General features: G+C 28.8%; 17 protein-coding genes. 5 read left to right on the forward strand and 12 right to left on the reverse strand.

Annotated elements, in window-relative coordinates:
• Positions 1-5 precede the first annotated feature (5 nt).
• The 3 genes from O6B72_RS01485 to O6B72_RS01495 all read right to left on the reverse strand — a co-directional run bounded on the left by O6B72_RS01485 (position 6) and on the right by O6B72_RS01495 (position 3255).
• Positions 6-788 (reverse strand): TatD family hydrolase, encoded by a 783-nt coding sequence (locus O6B72_RS01485; RefSeq protein WP_258298375.1) that lies wholly within the window; start codon positions 786-788, stop codon positions 6-8.
• A gap of 80 nt (positions 789-868) precedes the next feature.
• Positions 869-2392, reverse strand: coding sequence for a DNA repair protein RecN (locus O6B72_RS01490; RefSeq protein WP_269492000.1), 1524 nt, complete (start codon positions 2390-2392; stop codon positions 869-871).
• Entirely contained in the window at positions 2389-3255 is an 867-nt protein-coding gene (locus tag O6B72_RS01495; RefSeq protein WP_269492001.1) for an NAD(+)/NADH kinase, read from the reverse strand. The genes O6B72_RS01490 and O6B72_RS01495 overlap by 4 nt, the downstream gene beginning before the upstream one ends.
• A gap of 92 nt (positions 3256-3347) precedes the next feature.
• On the opposite strand from O6B72_RS01495, the gene aspS reads away from it, so the two are divergent.
• From aspS to O6B72_RS01520, 5 genes are all read left to right on the forward strand, one after another.
• Positions 3348-5096, forward strand: a complete 1749-nt coding sequence (aspS, locus tag O6B72_RS01500) for an aspartate--tRNA ligase (protein WP_269492002.1) — start codon at positions 3348-3350, stop codon at positions 5094-5096.
• An 11-nt stretch (positions 5097-5107) separates the two neighbouring features.
• Positions 5108-5689, forward strand: a complete 582-nt coding sequence (locus O6B72_RS01505) for an adenylate kinase (RefSeq protein ID WP_024962810.1) — start codon at positions 5108-5110, stop codon at positions 5687-5689.
• Between the two features lie 11 nt (positions 5690-5700).
• Positions 5701-6219 carry an inorganic diphosphatase gene (ppa, locus tag O6B72_RS01510; RefSeq protein WP_258298372.1) on the forward strand — a complete coding sequence of 173 codons (519 nt, stop codon included), beginning with the start codon at positions 5701-5703 and terminating at the stop codon, positions 6217-6219.
• A gap of 43 nt (positions 6220-6262) precedes the next feature.
• Positions 6263-6889 (forward strand): uroporphyrinogen decarboxylase/cobalamine-independent methonine synthase family protein, encoded by a 627-nt coding sequence (locus O6B72_RS01515; RefSeq protein ID WP_269492003.1) that lies wholly within the window; start codon positions 6263-6265, stop codon positions 6887-6889.
• Positions 6890-6969: 80 nt separating this feature from the next.
• Positions 6970-7359, forward strand: a complete 390-nt coding sequence (locus O6B72_RS01520) for a uroporphyrinogen decarboxylase/cobalamine-independent methonine synthase family protein (protein ID WP_269492004.1) — start codon at positions 6970-6972, stop codon at positions 7357-7359.
• A 50-nt stretch (positions 7360-7409) separates the two neighbouring features.
• Here O6B72_RS01520 and O6B72_RS01525 read toward each other — a convergent pair whose 3' ends face one another.
• Genes O6B72_RS01525 through pyrH form a run of 9 tightly spaced genes read right to left on the reverse strand, consistent with a single transcriptional unit; the run spans position 7410 to position 16992 of the window.
• Positions 7410-7736 (reverse strand): hypothetical protein, encoded by a 327-nt coding sequence (locus tag O6B72_RS01525; protein WP_258298370.1) that lies wholly within the window; start codon positions 7734-7736, stop codon positions 7410-7412.
• Complete coding sequence (locus O6B72_RS01530) at positions 7733-8092, reverse strand: hypothetical protein (protein ID WP_258298369.1); 360 nt, start codon at positions 8090-8092, stop codon at positions 7733-7735. Before O6B72_RS01530 ends, O6B72_RS01525 begins: the two co-directional genes overlap by 4 nt.
• On the reverse strand, positions 8089-9951 hold the full coding sequence (mnmC, locus tag O6B72_RS01535) for a bifunctional tRNA (5-methylaminomethyl-2-thiouridine)(34)-methyltransferase MnmC2/FAD-dependent 5-carboxymethylaminomethyl-2-thiouridine(34) oxidoreductase MnmC1 (RefSeq protein ID WP_269492005.1): 1863 nt from the start codon (positions 9949-9951) through the stop codon (positions 8089-8091). Before mnmC ends, O6B72_RS01530 begins: the two co-directional genes overlap by 4 nt.
• On the reverse strand, positions 9951-11564 hold the full coding sequence (locus O6B72_RS01540; RefSeq protein ID WP_269492006.1) for an N-acetylmuramoyl-L-alanine amidase family protein: 1614 nt from the start codon (positions 11562-11564) through the stop codon (positions 9951-9953). Before O6B72_RS01540 ends, mnmC begins: the two co-directional genes overlap by 1 nt.
• Complete coding sequence (locus O6B72_RS01545; RefSeq protein ID WP_269492007.1) at positions 11548-12639, reverse strand: nitronate monooxygenase; 1092 nt, start codon at positions 12637-12639, stop codon at positions 11548-11550. Before O6B72_RS01545 ends, O6B72_RS01540 begins: the two co-directional genes overlap by 17 nt.
• A complete protein-coding gene (tyrS, locus tag O6B72_RS01550) occupies positions 12639-13844 on the reverse strand; it encodes a tyrosine--tRNA ligase (RefSeq protein ID WP_269491632.1) in 1206 nt (401 codons plus the stop codon). Before tyrS ends, O6B72_RS01545 begins: the two co-directional genes overlap by 1 nt.
• Positions 13845-13858: 14 nt before the next feature.
• Positions 13859-16066: a RelA/SpoT family protein gene (locus O6B72_RS01555; protein ID WP_101637430.1), complete on the reverse strand. Its 2208-nt coding sequence runs from the start codon at positions 16064-16066 to the stop codon at positions 13859-13861.
• Complete coding sequence (locus tag O6B72_RS01560) at positions 16041-16265, reverse strand: DNA-directed RNA polymerase subunit omega (RefSeq protein WP_024962820.1); 225 nt, start codon at positions 16263-16265, stop codon at positions 16041-16043. The genes O6B72_RS01555 and O6B72_RS01560 overlap by 26 nt, the downstream gene beginning before the upstream one ends.
• 10 nt (positions 16266-16275) lie before the next feature.
• A complete protein-coding gene (pyrH, locus tag O6B72_RS01565; protein ID WP_024962821.1) occupies positions 16276-16992 on the reverse strand; it encodes a UMP kinase in 717 nt (238 codons plus the stop codon).
• Positions 16993-17049 lie beyond the last annotated feature (57 nt).

Raw genomic sequence — 17049 nt, forward strand, 5'->3', positions numbered from 1 at the left:
TCTCCTTAAATTTTAAAAAGTTTTTCTGCGTTTTTTGTTGTAATTTCTTCTATTTTACTTACCTCTAAATTTAAAATTTCAGCCATTTTTTGTGCTACAAATGTAGTAAAAGCAGGCTCATTTCTTTTTCCTCTATTTGGTGTTGGTGCCAAATACGGCGCATCTGTTTCAATGACTATATTTGATAATGGAATTTGATCTAAAATCTCAACTAAATTCTTAGCATTTTTAAAAGTTAAAACTCCACCAATTCCAAAATAAAACCCTTCATCTTTTAATGAAAGCAATAATTTGCTTGCATTATAACAGTGCAAAACCACACCAAAAAGTTTTTTTGAATACTCTTTTAGAATATTATAAATATCCTCATTTGCATCTCTTGCATGAATTATAAGAGGTTTTTTAAACTGGATTGCTAAATTTATTTGATCTAAAAAAATCTTTTTTTGCAAATTTTTATTAGCCAAAATCTCTTCATCACTATTAAAATGCTCTTTTATCTTAAAATAATCAAGTCCGCACTCCCCAATAGCTACACACTTTCTATCATCTAAAAAATCTCTTAAATAATTTATCTCAAACTCATCGGCGTGATATGGATGAACTCCAGCTGCAAAATAAACATTATCATAAGCATAAGCGATATCTCTAGCTTTTTTTAGGGTTTTTATATCAGCCCCAGGAATTATTATTTTATTAATTCCGCTTTCCTTTGCTCTTTTTACAACAAAATCCAAATCGTCATTAAAACTATCATCATCTAAATGACAATGTGTGTCTATTATCATCTGCTAACCTATTAATTATTTTAATCAATTTTCGATTTTAGCAAAAAATGACAAATGAAAGCTTAAAGTACCATAAATTTTCAACTATTTCTAAGTCTTTTTGCAAATTCTAAGGCTTCTTTTGTGATTTTTTCTCCGCTTATCATTCTTGCAAGCTCTGTTATTTTCTCATCTTCGTTCAGTTTTTTTACATTTGAAATACCATTTATTTTGCTAACTAAAAAATGAGAATCAGCTTTTGAACTAAGTTGCGGAAGATGTGAAATAGCAAAAATTTGATAAAATTTTGAAATTTTTAAAAGAACATTGGCAATACTCATAGCCTCTTTTCCACTTAAATTTGCATCTATTTCATCAAGGATTAAAACACCATTTGCAAAACCTGTTATATCGATATTTGCACCAATAAATGCAAGCCTTAGTCTGTTAAACTCACCGGAGCTTAAATTTTTTAAAAGTGTATTTGAAATTTCAAAGCTTATCTCATCCATTCCTAAACTATCAATCTCTTTTTCTTTAAATATAACTTTTGCATCACTCATATAAAGCTCTTTTAAATATCCATTTAAAATATTTTCAAGCTCTTTTTTTACATTTTTCCTACTACTGCTTACCAAATTTGAAATTTTAAGAAGTTTTTCTTCTAAAATTTTAAAAGAATTTTTTAAATCACTTTTTTTAAACTCTATATTTTCATATTCGTTTAACTCTTTTTTTCTAGTTTGTAAGGTTTCAAGTGCTTCTTTTACGCCACCATAGCGTTTTTCTAAATAGTTTAAATCTTCAATTCTATTTAAAGTTTTTTCTATATCAATATTTTCCAAATCTTCTAAATTCAAACTCTCTTTTTTGGCCCTTAACTCATTTATGGCTTCTTCAAAAAAATCACTTTCTAAATCACTTACCCTTAAAGCCTCAATTACACTACTTTCTATATCAAATATCATTTCAGCTTTCATCCAAGCTTCATTTATCCTATCGATTTTACTGAGGCGTTTTTTTAATTCCATCAACTCCTCAAATTCACCTATTTTAGGATTTATACTTTCTATTTTGTTTATTTCAAATTTTGCAAAATCCTTTAGCTCCTCAATATTCTTCTCTTCATTTTCAATTTTTAAAAGCTCTTTTTTTACATGACTAAATTCTTTAAAAATCTCACCTAGATTCTCTAAATTAGTTTTATGAGCTCCATCTTTTTTAATAGACAATAAATCTAGCAAATTTAATAAATTTTTATTATTAAACTCATCAGCATTTCTAATGCTAAGATATTTAATGTGGGTTGAAGCAATTGAAAATAAATTTTTTTTAGAAATAAATTGAGAGTTTATAAAATATCTTGTTGATTTATCTTTTAGCATTCTAAAATTATTAACACTTTCATTTTCTATGCCAAATTCACTTAAATCAAAATCAAACTTCACATCTGCTTCTATTAAACCGGAATCTGTTTCACTAAGTCCAAATACAGATAAAATAGCATTCATCAAAACTGATTTTCCAGCTCCACTAACTCCTGTAAAAACACTTAATCCTTTATCAAAAAAAAGCTCTGATTCTTTAAAAGTTAAATTATTTTTCACATAAAGTCTATCTATCAAACCTTGCCTCCATTATGTCCCCAATGAAGTTTATTTTTTAAAACTTCAAAATAATTTGCGTTTAAATGTCTTATTAAATTTGCATGAGTGTCCCCAAGTCTAACCACAACTTCATCAAATTTACTCATATCAAAAGCATTTTGACCATCTATTATAATACTTACCTTACTATTTCCTGCATTTTTAAATTTTAATTTATATTCAGCTGGTAAAACAAGCGGTCTTTGTGTTAGGCTATGAGCACAAATTGGCGTAATACAAAAAACCTTGCTCATTGGATAAATTATTGGTCCATTTGCACTCATATTATAAGCAGTTGAGCCAACAGGTGAGCTTACTATAACGCCATCACCATAATATGTATTAAAATACTCATCATCTAAATATGCATCAACTTTACTCATTGATAAAACTGCACTTCTTGATAAAACAAGATCGTTAAATGCAATTAGCTTTATCTCATTTTCAGAGTTTTTAAGTGAAATTTCTAACATTAAAGGTTTTTTTATTTCATATTTACCTTTTAAAAAATCGGCAAAAAACTCATTTAGCTTATCAATTTTAACATCGGTTAAAAACCCAAGAGTTCCATCATAAACACCTAAAACATTTAAATTTTTAAAACCATTTTTAGCTACTTCTCTGCAAGTTGAGATTAAAGTTCCATCTCCTCCAATACTTAAAATTAAAGTTTTTTCCTCATCTATCTTATGCAGATTTTCAAATTTATTTATAGTCTTTTCTAAAAATAAAATTTCATAACCTAAACTTTTAAAATATTTTACAAATTTCAAACATTTTTTAGGATTTTTAGCAACTATTCCAATATATTTTAAGTTTTTTTCTAAAATTATTTTATTCATAGCTGTTATTTTAGTAAAAATTAGCTTTACAAAAGCAAAATTTCGATACAATGAGAGTTAATATTTCAAAAATAATATAAAAAGGAATAACTTTGAGAAGTCATTATTGCACCGATTTGTCAAAAGAAGATGTCGGAAAAGAGGTAAAAGTATGTGGTTGGGTGAACTCTTATAGAGATCATGGTGGCGTTATTTTTATAGATTTAAGAGATAGAAGTGGTATTTTGCAACTAGTTTGTGATCCAGCTGATAATAAAAAAGCTTACGATTTAGCAAATACTATAAGAAACGAATTTGTTATAAAAGCAAGTGGAAAAGTAAGACTTAGAGGTGAAGGCCTTACAAATGAAAAGTTAAAAACAGGCGAAATAGAAGTAGTTGTTAATGAGTTAGTTATAGAAAATCCAAGTGCACCATTACCATTTGTAATTGGTGATAAAAACGTAGGAGAAGAAACAAGACTTAAATATAGATTTTTAGATCTTAGAACTCCTGAGAATTTTGCTAAATTTCAAACTCGTTCAAAAGCAGCAATTGCAACTAGAAACACACTTAATCGCCTTGGATTTGTTGAGGTAGAAACTCCAGTTTTAACAAGAGCAACTCCAGAAGGAGCAAGAGATTATTTAGTTCCAAGTAGAGTTTATCCAGGGGAATTTTATGCACTTCCTCAAAGCCCTCAACTTTTTAAACAGCTTTTAATGTGCTCAGGTTTTGATAAGTACTTCCAAATAGCAAAATGCTTTAGAGATGAGGATTTAAGAGCTGATCGCCAACCTGAATTTACACAAATAGATATAGAGATGAGTTTTGTTGAGCAAGAAGATGTTATAAAAGTCGCTGAAGAAGTATTAAAAGATATTTTTAAAGAGTGTGGACATGATATAAAAACACCATTTAGAAGAATGGATTATAAAGAGGCTACCGAAAAATACGGAAGTGATAAACCAGATTTAAGATTTGATATGCCACTTGTTGATGTAGCAGATATTTTTGAAAAATCAAGCAATGAAATTTTTAGCAAAATAGCACAAGACAAAAGAAAAAATAGAGTAAAAGCTATAGCCGTCAAAAATGGAGATAATATCTTTAGTAAACGCCAAATGCAAGGCTTTGAAGAGTATGTTAAAAAATTTGGAGCAAAAGGATTAGCATTTTTCCAAGTGAAAGAAAATGGATTAAAAGGACCTTTGCTTAGATTCTTTGAAAAAGAAGATATAGATGAGATCATAAAAAGATGCAACCTTGAAGTTGGAGATGTTGTATTTTTTGGAGCTGGTAAGAAAAAAGTCGTACTTGATTATATGGGAAGATTTAGACTATTTTTAGCAAATGAGATGAATTTAATCGATAAAGATAAATTAGAGTTTTTATGGGTATTAAATTTCCCTATGTTTGAAGAAAACGATGATGGCACCTACTCAGCAATGCATCACCCTTTCACAATGCCAAATAATATTGATGATGACATAGAAGATATTACTTCAGTTGCTTATGATGTTGTGTTAAATGGAATTGAACTTGGCGGTGGAAGTATAAGAATTCATAAAAATGATATTCAGCAAAAAGTATTTGAAAAGCTTGGAATACATGAAAAAGAACAAAGGGATAAATTTGGATTTTTACTGGATGCTTTAACCTTTGGAGCACCACCACATGGAGGAATTGCAATTGGGTTTGACAGACTTATAATGCTTTTAACAAAATCATCTAGCATTAGAGATATCATAGCATTTCCAAAAACTCAAAGAGCTCAATGTCCTCTTACAAAAGCTCCAAGTCATGCAAGTGATGAGCAATTAAAAGAGCTTGGTCTTAAAGTAGTAAAAAAACAAAATTAGAAAGGATAAAAATGAAAAATGTATTTTTAATCATAGGAGCTCCAGGAAGCGGAAAAACAACTGATGCAAGCATGATAAAAGAGATGAATCAAAGCGTGGAACACTACTCAACAGGAGATATGTTAAGAGCAGAAGTTACAAAAGGAAGCGAACTTGGAAAAGAGATAAATAGCTTTATCTCAAAAGGAAATTTGGTTCCACTTGAAATAGTTATAAATACCATAACTTCAGCTATAAAAAGCTCTGATTTGGACTTTATTATAATAGATGGCTTTCCAAGAAGTGTTGAACAAATGGAAAAATTTGATGAAGTTTTAAAAAATAATTCCGATATAAATCTAAACTGCGTTATCGAAGTAGATGTCAGTGAAGAAGTTGCAAAAGAGAGAATTTTAGGAAGAAACAGAAACGATGATAATGAAGAAATTTTTAATAATAGAATGAAAATTTTTACAGATCCAATTGAAAAAATTAGAAAATTTTATAAAGATAGAGGTTGTTATAAAGTTATAAATGGCGAAAGAACAATTGATGAAATCGTTGCCGATATGAATGAGATAATAGTTCAAGCTATTATGAAATCAATGAATTAATAGGAGTTAAAATGGATATTTCAAAAATAAAGATAGGCTCAAGCCCTGATAAGATAAATGCTGTTATAGAAATACCTTACGGATCAAATATAAAATATGAAATAGATAAAACTAGCGGTGCTGTAGTGGTTGATAGAGTTTTATATTCAGCTGTATTTTACCCTGCAAATTATGGATTTGTACCAAATACTTTGGCTGATGATGGTGATCCAGCTGATATTTTAGTAATTAATGAGTATCCTTTGCAAGCTGGCTCTGTAATACCTTGTAGATTAATAGGTGTTTTAGTAATGGAGGATGAAGCTGGAATGGATGAAAAACTTTTAGCAGTTCCGATTAGTAAAATTGATCCAAGATTTGATAATATAGAATCAATTGATGATTTACCAAAAGCAACCCTAAATAGAATTAAAAACTTTTTTGAGACTTATAAACTTCTTGAGCCAAATAAATGGGTAAAAGTAAAAGGATTTAAAGACTTAAAAACAGCTACTGAAATTTTAGATAAAGCTATTAAAAACTACAAATAAAAATAAGGGAAATTTTTCCCTTAAATACTCAACAAGGAAATTAATGTATTGTTACGATATAGTGGGAAGTTTTTTAAGACCAGCTGAATTAAAACAAGCAAGAGCTGACTTTGAAAATGGTAAAATAAATAAAGATAAATTAAGAAACATAGAAGATAAATGTATAAAAGAGCTAGTTGAAAAAGAAAAAAAGTTAAATTTACCTTTTATAACTGATGGTGAGTTTAGAAGAGAGTATTGGCATTTAGATTTTTTAGCTGATATTGGTGGAGTAAAAAAAGTAATATCAAAGGAGTGGTCTGTTAAATTTAAAGACAGCTCACCAAAAGCAAATACGATAATTATAGATGATAAAATTTGTTTTAATAAAAATCATCCTTTTTTACAAGATTTTAAATTTTTAACAAGCTTAATAGAAGCAAAAAATGCTAAAATGACTATCCCATCCCCATCAATGCTTCATTTAATACCTTGTGTAAGAGCACAAAATTACACCCCAATTGAAATTTATAAAGATAATGATGAAATTTATAAAGATATTGCACAAACCTATATAGATTTTATGAATGAGTTTTATAAACTTGGTTGCAGACATTTGCAACTCGATGATACTTCTTGGGGTGAGTTTTGCGATAAAGAAAAAGAGAAGCTTATGCAAAAAGAGGTATAAATTTAGATCTCATTCAAGAAAAATATGTTTGGGTAATAAATGAAATAGTAAAAGCAAAACCAAAAGATTTTATACTTAGTATGCATATTTGCAGAGGAAATTTCCGCTCAACTTGGTTTTCAAGTGGTGGATATGAAAGTGTTGCAGAAGTTTTATTCGGTAAGTGCAATATCGATATGTTTTTCTTAGAATATGATAATGACCGCTCTGGTGGATTTGAACCACTTAAGTTTATAAAAAATCAAAAAGTAGTTTTAGGTTTAATTACTACAAAATTTCCAGAGCTTGAAGATAAAGATTTAGTCAAAAAAAGAATTTTTGAAGCGATAAAATTTATACCACTAAATCAACTTCTACTTAGCACACAATGTGGATTTTCATCAACAGAGGAAGGAAATAATCTAAGCATTGATGAGCAGTGGGCAAAAATAAATTTAGTAAAAGAAATAGCACTTGAAGTTTGGAAATAAAAATCCAAACTTTTCAAAAATGCTTTTTAGTAAATTTGAACTATTTAAAACTAAATTAAAACTCCAACTCCAAGACTTAAACTCAAAGTTATTATAAGTGATATCACTCCCATATAGATGGAATTTAAATCATAAAATCCGTAATATAAAAAATATGTAAAAAATCCACCAAAAAATGCAACCAAACTTATTAAAGCTCTTGATAAAATCTTATTATAAATATTATTATATATAAAAGCACAAGTTAAAATTGAGATAAAAAACCAAATAATAGCCGTTTCTTTACCACTAAAATTTGCAAATCCAAGTAAAGAAAGTGTATTTAAAAACAAGCAAATAGTCCATAAAATGATAGTTACAACTTTAAAATTTCTCATTTTTTATATTTATAAATTTTATTTGTAAAAGTTTGATATCTATATTGCAAAAACACGACAATACCAACATAAATACCTATAATAAAAGAGATTAAAAAGAAGTTTTTAAACATCAAAAATCCGTTTACAAATCCTGCTATAAAAGCTATCCCAACAGCATAGGCAAGAGGATGACTAACAACATTTTTCTCACCTATTGCAATTACTGCTAAAGAAATTATATAAACTATCAAGGTGATAAATACAACAATTATTTTTATATCTCTTAAAAATTCACTACTTGATTTGCCAAGCATCGCCCAAATCCCTATAAATATTAAAAATACTATAGATGCAAAAACTAAATATTTTTTCATATAAGCCCCTTTTTAAGTTTTCTGATTAAAAATCTAGCTGGATTTAAAGAGTTAAATATTTCTTTACTTACACAAAGTGGTCTATTTAAAACAAGATCTAACAGAATATAAGCCCCCATTATAGAAGTTCCAAGCCCTCTTGCGCCATGAGCTGCATTTATAAAAACTCCATCTAAATGTTTTGGATAAACATTTGAATGTTTCGTAAAATTTATAGCTTTATAATTTTTAATAAAAAACTCTTTATCATGCAAAGCACCAATTATTGGAAACCTATCACCACTATAAGATCTAAAACCAACATTTGAATCTAGAATCTCAGTTTTTTTAGAACCTATAAATTCACAAATATTTTCTAAATTTTTAACATCATCAATGTATCTTTTTTTCTTCTCATAATCAAGTCTATCATAAGTAGCTCCAATTAGCTGAATTTTGCCAACTGGTGGACAAATATATCCTCTTGCACTAAGTGGAAAATTATTATTAAGTCTTTTTTTTATCCAAGTAACTTGCCCTCTTACTGAACTTATTTGTACATTATCATCAAAATTTATTTTTGGATTTTCTCCTTTATTAAAAAGTTCTTCGCTATGGCTTCCAATGGTAAAAATAACTATATCAGTTTCCATAATATCACCATTTTTAAAATGCACTTGATATTTATTATTGCATTTTTCAAGGTTTTGAAATTCATAATTAAATAAAATATTAAACTCACTTGAAAGAGCTCCACAAAGCTTTTTTGGACGAACGCTTGCTGCATTTTTTATATAAATACTTGGATAAGGAAAATCTTTTTTATCCAGCTTAAAATTTGAGTTTTCATATCTTTTTATCAATGTCTCATCAAAAGCAAATTCCTTTGCTCCGTTGAATTTAACTAAATTTTTACCATATTTTTTATAAAAATTCACAGCCATTAAAAAAGCCGCGTAATGCATTTTACCCAAAATAACATCTTTTTGAGTAATTAATGGCATTAAAGCTCCGATTAAATTTCCACTCCCATTAGTAGCAACTTCACTTTCTTTTTCGGTAATTATAACATCAAAGCCAGCATTTTGAAAAACTTTTGCGGTTGCCAAACCTGAAATCCCAGCTCCAATAATTAAAATTCTTGAATTTTTATTGTAAGTTTTTAAAACCCTCCTAAACCAAATTTCATCATTATTGGGATTTAAATTTTCTTTTAAAACAGCTCTAATCATCTGTCTTTTTTGAGCATGACCTTTTATTAAACTTACTTCAAATCCGACCTCCGTTAAATTTCTTTTTACAAATCCAGAGCTTGAGTAAGTTGATAAAATAGTTCCTGCCATACTTAAATTAGCAACACCTTTCATCACTTCTAAATCCCACATATCAGGATTCTTGGCTGGGGAAAAACCATCCATAAACCAAACATCAGCTTTAAAATCAAGATTTTTAAGTGCTATTTTTATATCGTCAAAATAAAGATCTAAAATAATATTTTTTGAAAAAAATACTCTGTAAAGCCCAGTTTTTTTGGGTGGATAGTTTTTAATAAGTTTTTTTGATAGTTTTTTAAACCCATCATCAAATTCGTTAAATTTATTATAAAATTTTTTAAGTTTTTTCTTTGAAAGAGGAAATTTTTCTATGCTTACAAAATGCAAAAATTTATTACTATTTTTAAATTTTTTACATAAATTTAAAAAATTAATACCAACACCAAAGCCAGCTTCTGCAACTATTAAACTATCTTTTTTATCCCAAATTTCATCCAAAGCGCTTTCGAAAACAAATTTACTTTCACCAATAGCCGAATTTTTACTATAATAGAAATCATCAAATTCTTTACTATAAAAAACTCCATCTTTAAAAAAAGTCTTCATTACTCATTCTTTAAAAAATATGCATCCACTCCATTTGCAATACCCTCTGCAATAAGTTTTTGATACACTCTATTGGATAAATTTTTACTATCATTTTTATTTGAAATATAACCGCATTCAACTAAAACTGCTGGCATAGTAGCACCCACTAAAACCCAAAATGGAGCCTCTCTAACTCCGCCATCTTTTACATTATATTTGCCTTGAACTTTATTAAGCATATGTTTTTGTATATCTATAGCAACTTTGTTTGAGGCTATTATTTTTTCTCTATTTAAAAAATTTAAATAAGTCTCTTGAGAAAAATGATTCATATCTTCAATGTCGCCTTTATTTTCAAGAGCAGCTGCGTTTTTACTACGCTCACTTCTTGCTGGACTTAAGAAAAATGTCTCAACACCTGAAAGAGAACTTCCTGATTTTGTTTTTGGTCCTGCATTTATATGTATTGAAATAAACATATCGGCATTTTTTTTATTTGCAAAAGCAGTTCTATCTTTTAAATTTATAAATACATCTTTATTTCGTGTAAATAAAACTTTATAACCCATATTTTTTAACTCATCACCTAAAAATTGTGAAATTTTTAATACCAAATCTTTTTCTTTAAGTCCATTTCCAATAGCTCCTGAATCTTTTCCGCCATGACCTGGATCAATTACAATAGTTCTTTGTTTTCTAACAATTTTTAAAGGTACTTTTTTATTTTGAGTTGTTTTTTTGCCACCACTAGGTGTTTTTGTAACTGGAGGAATAGTTAAATTTACAGAATTTGAAGGGTTTTTGATATCTATTGATATGGATTTTTCATCAAATTTTAAATTTATATTAAAGCTATTTTTTTGAGAAAAAACCACTCTCGTTGTTTTTGGATTATACTGAGCAATTCTTATTTCATCGCTTAAATGACGCAATATTTTTGAAATTTTTGCATCGTTTACTGCTTTTATATCAATTACATTTCTATACTCTTTACTTTTTAAAGCAAATTTTTTAATTTCATCTTCGCTTACGTTTCTATTAAATGTTAGCTTAATTCCAGCATCTGTTTTATCAACACTTTTAAGTCTTAATCTAATATTTTTATTGACTTCGTAATTTTTAGACTCTTTTGTAATAATTATTTTTTTACTGTTTGTATTTTTTTCTTTAATATTGTCATTTTTTTGGTTTAAAATTTTATCATTTTGCTTGTTTGAATTTTGAGATTTTTCAATTATAGTTTTTGTTTTTTCATCTTGTTCTAATGCTACTTTTTCATCAACTATTTTGCTATTTTTTGGTATAAATTTAGATAAATTTATTTTTTGATTTATATAGCTTTCATAATTATCTCCTAGTAAATTAAGTTCTGATTCATAGCCCTTATGATTTAGTTTTAAAGCCTTTGATGAATAAACTAGCCTTTTTAAAACGTTTATTCTATCAATTTTATTTTTATCAATGGAAGTTTGCAGATAAATATCTTTTAACTCTTTGTGGAATTTTTCTTTTGCAACTTTACTTGAATTGTCAAAATTCTTATCAAAATTTGAAAAATTCCTATCAAAGTCCCCACCCCATAAAAAAATGGCTAAGAAAAAAAATAGAACAACTCTAACTGTCTTCGCCATTTACTAACTTTTCAATCAGCTCTTTTACGCTAATTATTTTATCAAGCTTATATCCATTTGCACCTGTAAAAAATAATCCAAATTCTTTATTTCCGTCGTATGCATCAAAAAGTCTATCAGCTATACAGTATCCAACCATTTTGGCACCTTTTCCACGCTGACATGGACTTACACAGTTGCTAATACACTGAATTTTTGGACCTTCTTTTTTTTCAACAAGTTTTAATAAGTTTGTTTTTACTCCTCTTGCAGGATAACCAACTGGAGATTTTATAAGCATAATATCTTCTTCTTTTGCATTAATTATCACATCTTTAAACTCAGATGCTGCATCACATTCATTTGTACCTATAAATCTAGTTCCCATTTGAACGCCATTTGCTCCAAGTGAAATTGCTTTCATGATATCATTATGATCCCAAATTCCACCTGCTGCAAAAAGTGGGAAATCTCCCCATTTTGAAATTTCTTCTTTGACTTGAGGAATTAAATTCCAAATGCTATATTCTGGATCTAAACACTGTTCATAAGTAAAACCTTGATGACCACCGCTTAAAGGACCTTCTAAAACAACTCCATCTGGCAAGCGATTATATCTTTGTTTCCATCTTTTACAAATTATCTTTAATGCTTTGGCGGATGAAACTATTGGCATTAGAGCAACATCACTAAATTCTTGTGTGAACTCAGGTAAATTTGTAGGAAGTCCTGCACCACTTATAATTATATTAAACCCAGCCTGACATGCATCTTTAACTATCTTTTCATAATCATTACAAGCACACATTATATTTACGCCAAGTGGAGAATCACCACAAATTTTTCTTGCATCATCAGCTAAAGCTTTTAAACCCTCTTTAGAATAAAAATTTTCGCTTCCTAGTGGCTTTGAATTAATCTCTTTTTTAGAATATAATCTGTTTTTATAATATCCAGTCCCAACAGAACTGACAACACCCAAACAGCCATTTAAACTTACATTTCCAGCTAAATTGCTCCAACTTATTCCTAAGCCCATGCCACCTTGAATAATCGGATGTTTTAGTTCATACTTGCCTATTTTTATACTTTTCATCAAACGACCTTTAATCTTGCAAAGTTTTTCTTTCCTATTTGAAGAACATATTTACCTTTTTTTAATACCAAATTTTCATCATCTATCTTTTTTTGATCTATACTAAAAGCATTTGCTTTTATATGCCTTCTAGCTTGTGAGTTTGAACTAGCTAAGCCACATTTTACAATAGCCTCAACCACCCAAATTTCATCTTTTATCTCAAATTCTTCCATGGAACTTGGAAGTTTATTTAAGGAGTGAATTTTATCAAACTCTTCTTTTGCTTTTTTTGCTAAATTTTCATCATGAAATCTTGCAGTAATTTCTAAAGCCAAAGCCTCCTTGACTTCTTTTGGATGAATGGTACCATTTTCAACGCCTTTTTTAAGCTCATCAATTTCTTTTAAACTTTTTGTACTTAAAAGCTTATACCATTCCCACATAAGCTCATCACTTATGCTTAAAGTTTTTGCATACATTTGATTTGGCTCATCTGTTACACCAATATAATTATTTAGGGATTTACTCATTTTATTGACCCCATCAAGTCCAACTAAAAGAGGCATAGTAATGACAGCTTGTTCTTTTCCGGTATTGTAAATTCTTTGCAAGTGTCTGCCCATTAAAAGATTAAATTTTTGATCAGTTCCACCCATTTCTATATCACACTTCATAACGACACTATCATGACCTTGTAATAGTGGATATAAAAACTCACTTATTGAAATTGGAGTTTGATTTTTATATCTTTTTTCAAAATCGTCTCTTTCTAGCATTCGTGCAACGCTATATGTTGAAGCAAGTTCTATCATATCTGCAGCATTCATCTTGTTTAGCCAATCTGAATTAAACATAATTTTTGTTTTATTTTTATCTAAAACCTTAAAAACTTGTTTTTCATAAGTTTTTGCATTTTCTAAAACAACATCTTTACTTAGTTTTTTTCTAGTTTCACTTTTTCCAGATGGATCGCCTATTTGAGCTGTAAAATCACCTATTAAAAACATAATGATAGCACCATGGGTTTGTAAAAAAGCCATTTTTTGAAGAGTTACAGAGTGTCCTAAATGAAGATCTGGAGCGGTTGGATCCATACCTATTTTTACATAAAAATTTTCACCTTTTTCATAATAATTTTTTATTAAATCCTTTACTTTTTCTTCATCAATTATTTCATTCACGCCTCTTTTTAATTCTTTATAAATTTCATCTAAATTTACCACTTTTTTCTCCTATTTTAACTATTTTTATAAACATCATCAAGGGAAGTAAATTCCACTATTTTATATCTATCTTTAAGTCTTGTTTTGATATCTTTTGCCTTTACATTTTCACCAAACTCAATAACAAGCTCAAAAAAATCTGACTTTGTCTCATCATTTTCATTTAAATTTATAGCTGATAAATCAACTTGAAGCCTTGTTAAGTAATTTAAAAATCCAGCTAAAGATCCTCTTTTATTTTCCAAACTTAAGATAACTTTATATCTATGTGGAGCATTTCTTGTCCATTTTACAAAAATTAACTCGTTACCCTCTTTTATTAAATTTGCAGCTCTTTCGCAAAATTTATGATGAACTGCAACATTTGTACCGCTCCTAAAGCCTAAAATATCATCATCTCTTTTTGGATTACAACAATAATCAAACTCTACACTATTTACTTTATAGTTTGAATAAACAACAATATTATCAAATTTTTGCTTTCTAACTATATATTTATCACCCAAATTTAAAGTAAATAATTTATCTTTTTTGGGGTATTTTTTAAGTGCATTAACAACATTTTGAAGGTAGATAGAATCGTATGCGGCTCTTCCTATTTTATTATGCAAATTTTCTTTTTCAAGCCACGATAAAACATTAATATCTTTTGTATCAAAAATAGCTGATAAAATTTTTATACCAATTTGAGTATTAAGCTCTTTTAATTTTTGCTTACAAAAATTTCTTATAGTTGCTCTTGCTTTTCCTGTTTTTACTGAAGTTAGCCAACTGCATCTATAATGAGCTTCATTTCCTGTTATAATATGAACAATATCTCCATTTTTAAGCTCTGTTAGAAGTGGAACTTTCACACGATTTACATAGGCTTCAATTGCCTTTAGACCAACTTGTGAGTGAATTTCATAAGCATAATCTAAAGCAGTAGCACCACGAGGCAAAGTAAAAATTCCACCTTTTGGTGAATAGACAGCTATATCTTCCGCATAAAGACTATCTTTTGCATATTCATAAAGCTCTTCAGGATCTTCTTCATCATTTGTATTGGTATCTTTTGCACTTATATCACTTAACCAATCGAGCTTAGGGTTAAGAGAACCACTATATTTATATTTCCAATGTGCTGCAACACCGTATTCAGCAGTATTATGCATATCAAAAGTTCTAATTTGAGCTTCTATTATCATACTATCATTAAAAACGGTCGTATGAATGGTCTGATAACCATTTTGTTTTGGAAGTGCAATATAGTCTTTAAATCTTGAAATTAAAGGATTAAACTTATTATGAATAATTCCTAGAACGATATAACAATCTCTAATATCTCTAACGATAACTCTAACAGCTAAAAGATCAAGAACTTCTTGTATAGAAATTCCTTTTCTTTGCATTTTAAGATATGTTGAATAGTAGTGTTTTACTCTTTTTTGAACATCAAAGCTATCTTCACTAAAGCCATTAGTTAACAAAAGTTCAGTTATTTTAAGACTAAATTTATTTAAACTCATTTGAAGTTGTTGCTTATGCTCATTGATGTATGAATCAATCATATCATATTCATCTGGTAAAACATATTTAAAGCTTAGATCCTCAAGTAGATTTTTGATAGATGAAATTCCAAGCCTATGAGCAATTGGTGCATAAACTACAAGAGTTTCTTCTGCAATTCTTTTTTGTTTATCTTCTCTTAGAGCATCTAGTGTAAGCATATTATGAAGCCTATCACAAAGCTTAACTACTAAAACTCTAACATCTTCAATAGATATTAAAAGCATTCTTCTAAAAGTTAATGCAGAAGATCTTAGCTTTGTATTTTTATCAGTAGAAGGAGCTAACTTATCTTCTCTAATGCTTACTATTTTAGTAAGTCCTTCAACAAGCTTTGAAACACCATCACCAAAATTTTCCCTTACACCTTCAAGAGTATAATCAGTATCTTCAACCACATCATGGAGAAGTGCTGATATAACCATATCATCATCGCCACCCATAAAAGCAACTATTGAAGCTACTAAAATAGGATGAACGGCATAAGGCTCACCACTTTTTCTAAACTGACCATCATGCTGTTTTATACAAAGTTCAACACCTTTTTGAAGTCTGTCAGTTTGTTCTTTAAAAAAGAAAAAAAGCTCTTTTGCCGATTCTATGGTATTTGCATTTACAACTTTTTCTAAAAAGTCTTCAATGTTTATATCACTCCTCTGCTTTAACGATTCCATCTAGCGATACTTTACCTTCTGCGATTTCCATTAAAGCAATATCTGCAAATTTATAATTTTTTATATTTGGTAAATCTACCAAGGGTTTTTCACCGTTGTGAAGCTGATTTGCTCTTTTTGCAACAACTAAAGAGAGCTTATATCTATCACCATCAACAAATTTTAAAGCCTTAGCTGTTATTTCTTCTGATCTTGTCATAATTTTCCTTTTAATTTTTTACTATTGAACAAAATGATAAATCATCATTTATAATTTTAAATAAATTTCCACTTTTAAACATATTACAAACTACAATCGGTAAAGAATTGCTTTTTGCAAGAGCTACTGCTGTATCATCCATAACCTTTATTTCATCTTTTAGGGCTTCTTCATAGTTTAGCTTATTTAAGAGTCTTGCATCACTAAATTTATTAGGATCTTTATCATAAACTCCATCAACTTTGGTAGCTTTTATAATCATATCTGCCTCTATTTCAACAGCTCTCAATGTCGCAGCTGTATCGGTTGTAAAAAATGGATTTCCAGTTCCCGCTGCAAAAATAACAACTCTTCCTTTTTCAAGATGTCTTTTTGCTCTATTTATTATAAAAGTTTCGCAAATTGCTTCCATTTTAATAGCACTTTGAACTCTAACATCAACACCTACATTCTCAAGTGCTTCTCTCATAGCAATCGCATTTATAACAGTTGCAAGCATACCCATATGATCACCACTTGTTCTTTTTATGATACCACCAGCTGCCGCACTTACACCTCTTATTATATTTCCACCACCAATTACGATGCCTACTTCAACACCATAGCCAACAAGCTCTTTAATTTCGCCTGCTATAAATTTCAAAACTTTACTATCTATACCAAAACCATTCTCACCAGCCAATGCTTCACCTGAAAATTTAACTAAAATCCTTTTTTTATCATCCATGCTATTCTCCTTTATAACTCATTATTTTATCAAAAATCTCTTTAAATTAGCATAATA

The sequence above is a fragment of the Campylobacter ureolyticus genome (genome assembly GCF_027277485.1).
GTDB classification, from domain to species: domain Bacteria; phylum Campylobacterota; class Campylobacteria; order Campylobacterales; family Campylobacteraceae; genus Campylobacter_B; species Campylobacter_B ureolyticus_B.

Coding starts and splice junctions, on each gene's coding strand:
- O6B72_RS01530 (WP_258298369.1), bottom strand. CDS start 8,092: ATGAAAAAATATTTAGTTTTTGCATCTATAGTATTTTTAATATTTATA.
- O6B72_RS01545 (WP_269492007.1), bottom strand. CDS start 12,639: ATGAAAAGTATAAAAATAGGCAAGTATGAACTAAAACATCCGATTATT.
- O6B72_RS01495 (WP_269492001.1), bottom strand. CDS start 3,255: ATGAATAAAATAATTTTAGAAAAAAACTTAAAATATATTGGAATAGTT.
- O6B72_RS01505 (WP_024962810.1), top strand. CDS start 5,108: ATGAAAAATGTATTTTTAATCATAGGAGCTCCAGGAAGCGGAAAAACA.
- O6B72_RS01540 (WP_269492006.1), bottom strand. CDS start 11,564: ATGGCGAAGACAGTTAGAGTTGTTCTATTTTTTTTCTTAGCCATTTTT.
- pyrH (WP_024962821.1), bottom strand. CDS start 16,992: ATGGATGATAAAAAAAGGATTTTAGTTAAATTTTCAGGTGAAGCATTG.
- O6B72_RS01525 (WP_258298370.1), bottom strand. CDS start 7,736: ATGAGAAATTTTAAAGTTGTAACTATCATTTTATGGACTATTTGCTTG.
- mnmC (WP_269492005.1), bottom strand. CDS start 9,951: ATGAAGACTTTTTTTAAAGATGGAGTTTTTTATAGTAAAGAATTTGAT.
- O6B72_RS01520 (WP_269492004.1), top strand. CDS start 6,970: ATGCATATTTGCAGAGGAAATTTCCGCTCAACTTGGTTTTCAAGTGGT.
- O6B72_RS01560 (WP_024962820.1), bottom strand. CDS start 16,265: ATGACAAGATCAGAAGAAATAACAGCTAAGGCTTTAAAATTTGTTGAT.
- ppa (WP_258298372.1), top strand. CDS start 5,701: ATGGATATTTCAAAAATAAAGATAGGCTCAAGCCCTGATAAGATAAAT.
- O6B72_RS01515 (WP_269492003.1), top strand. CDS start 6,263: ATGTATTGTTACGATATAGTGGGAAGTTTTTTAAGACCAGCTGAATTA.
- O6B72_RS01555 (WP_101637430.1), bottom strand. CDS start 16,066: ATGGAATCGTTAAAGCAGAGGAGTGATATAAACATTGAAGACTTTTTA.
- O6B72_RS01485 (WP_258298375.1), bottom strand. CDS start 788: ATGATAATAGACACACATTGTCATTTAGATGATGATAGTTTTAATGAC.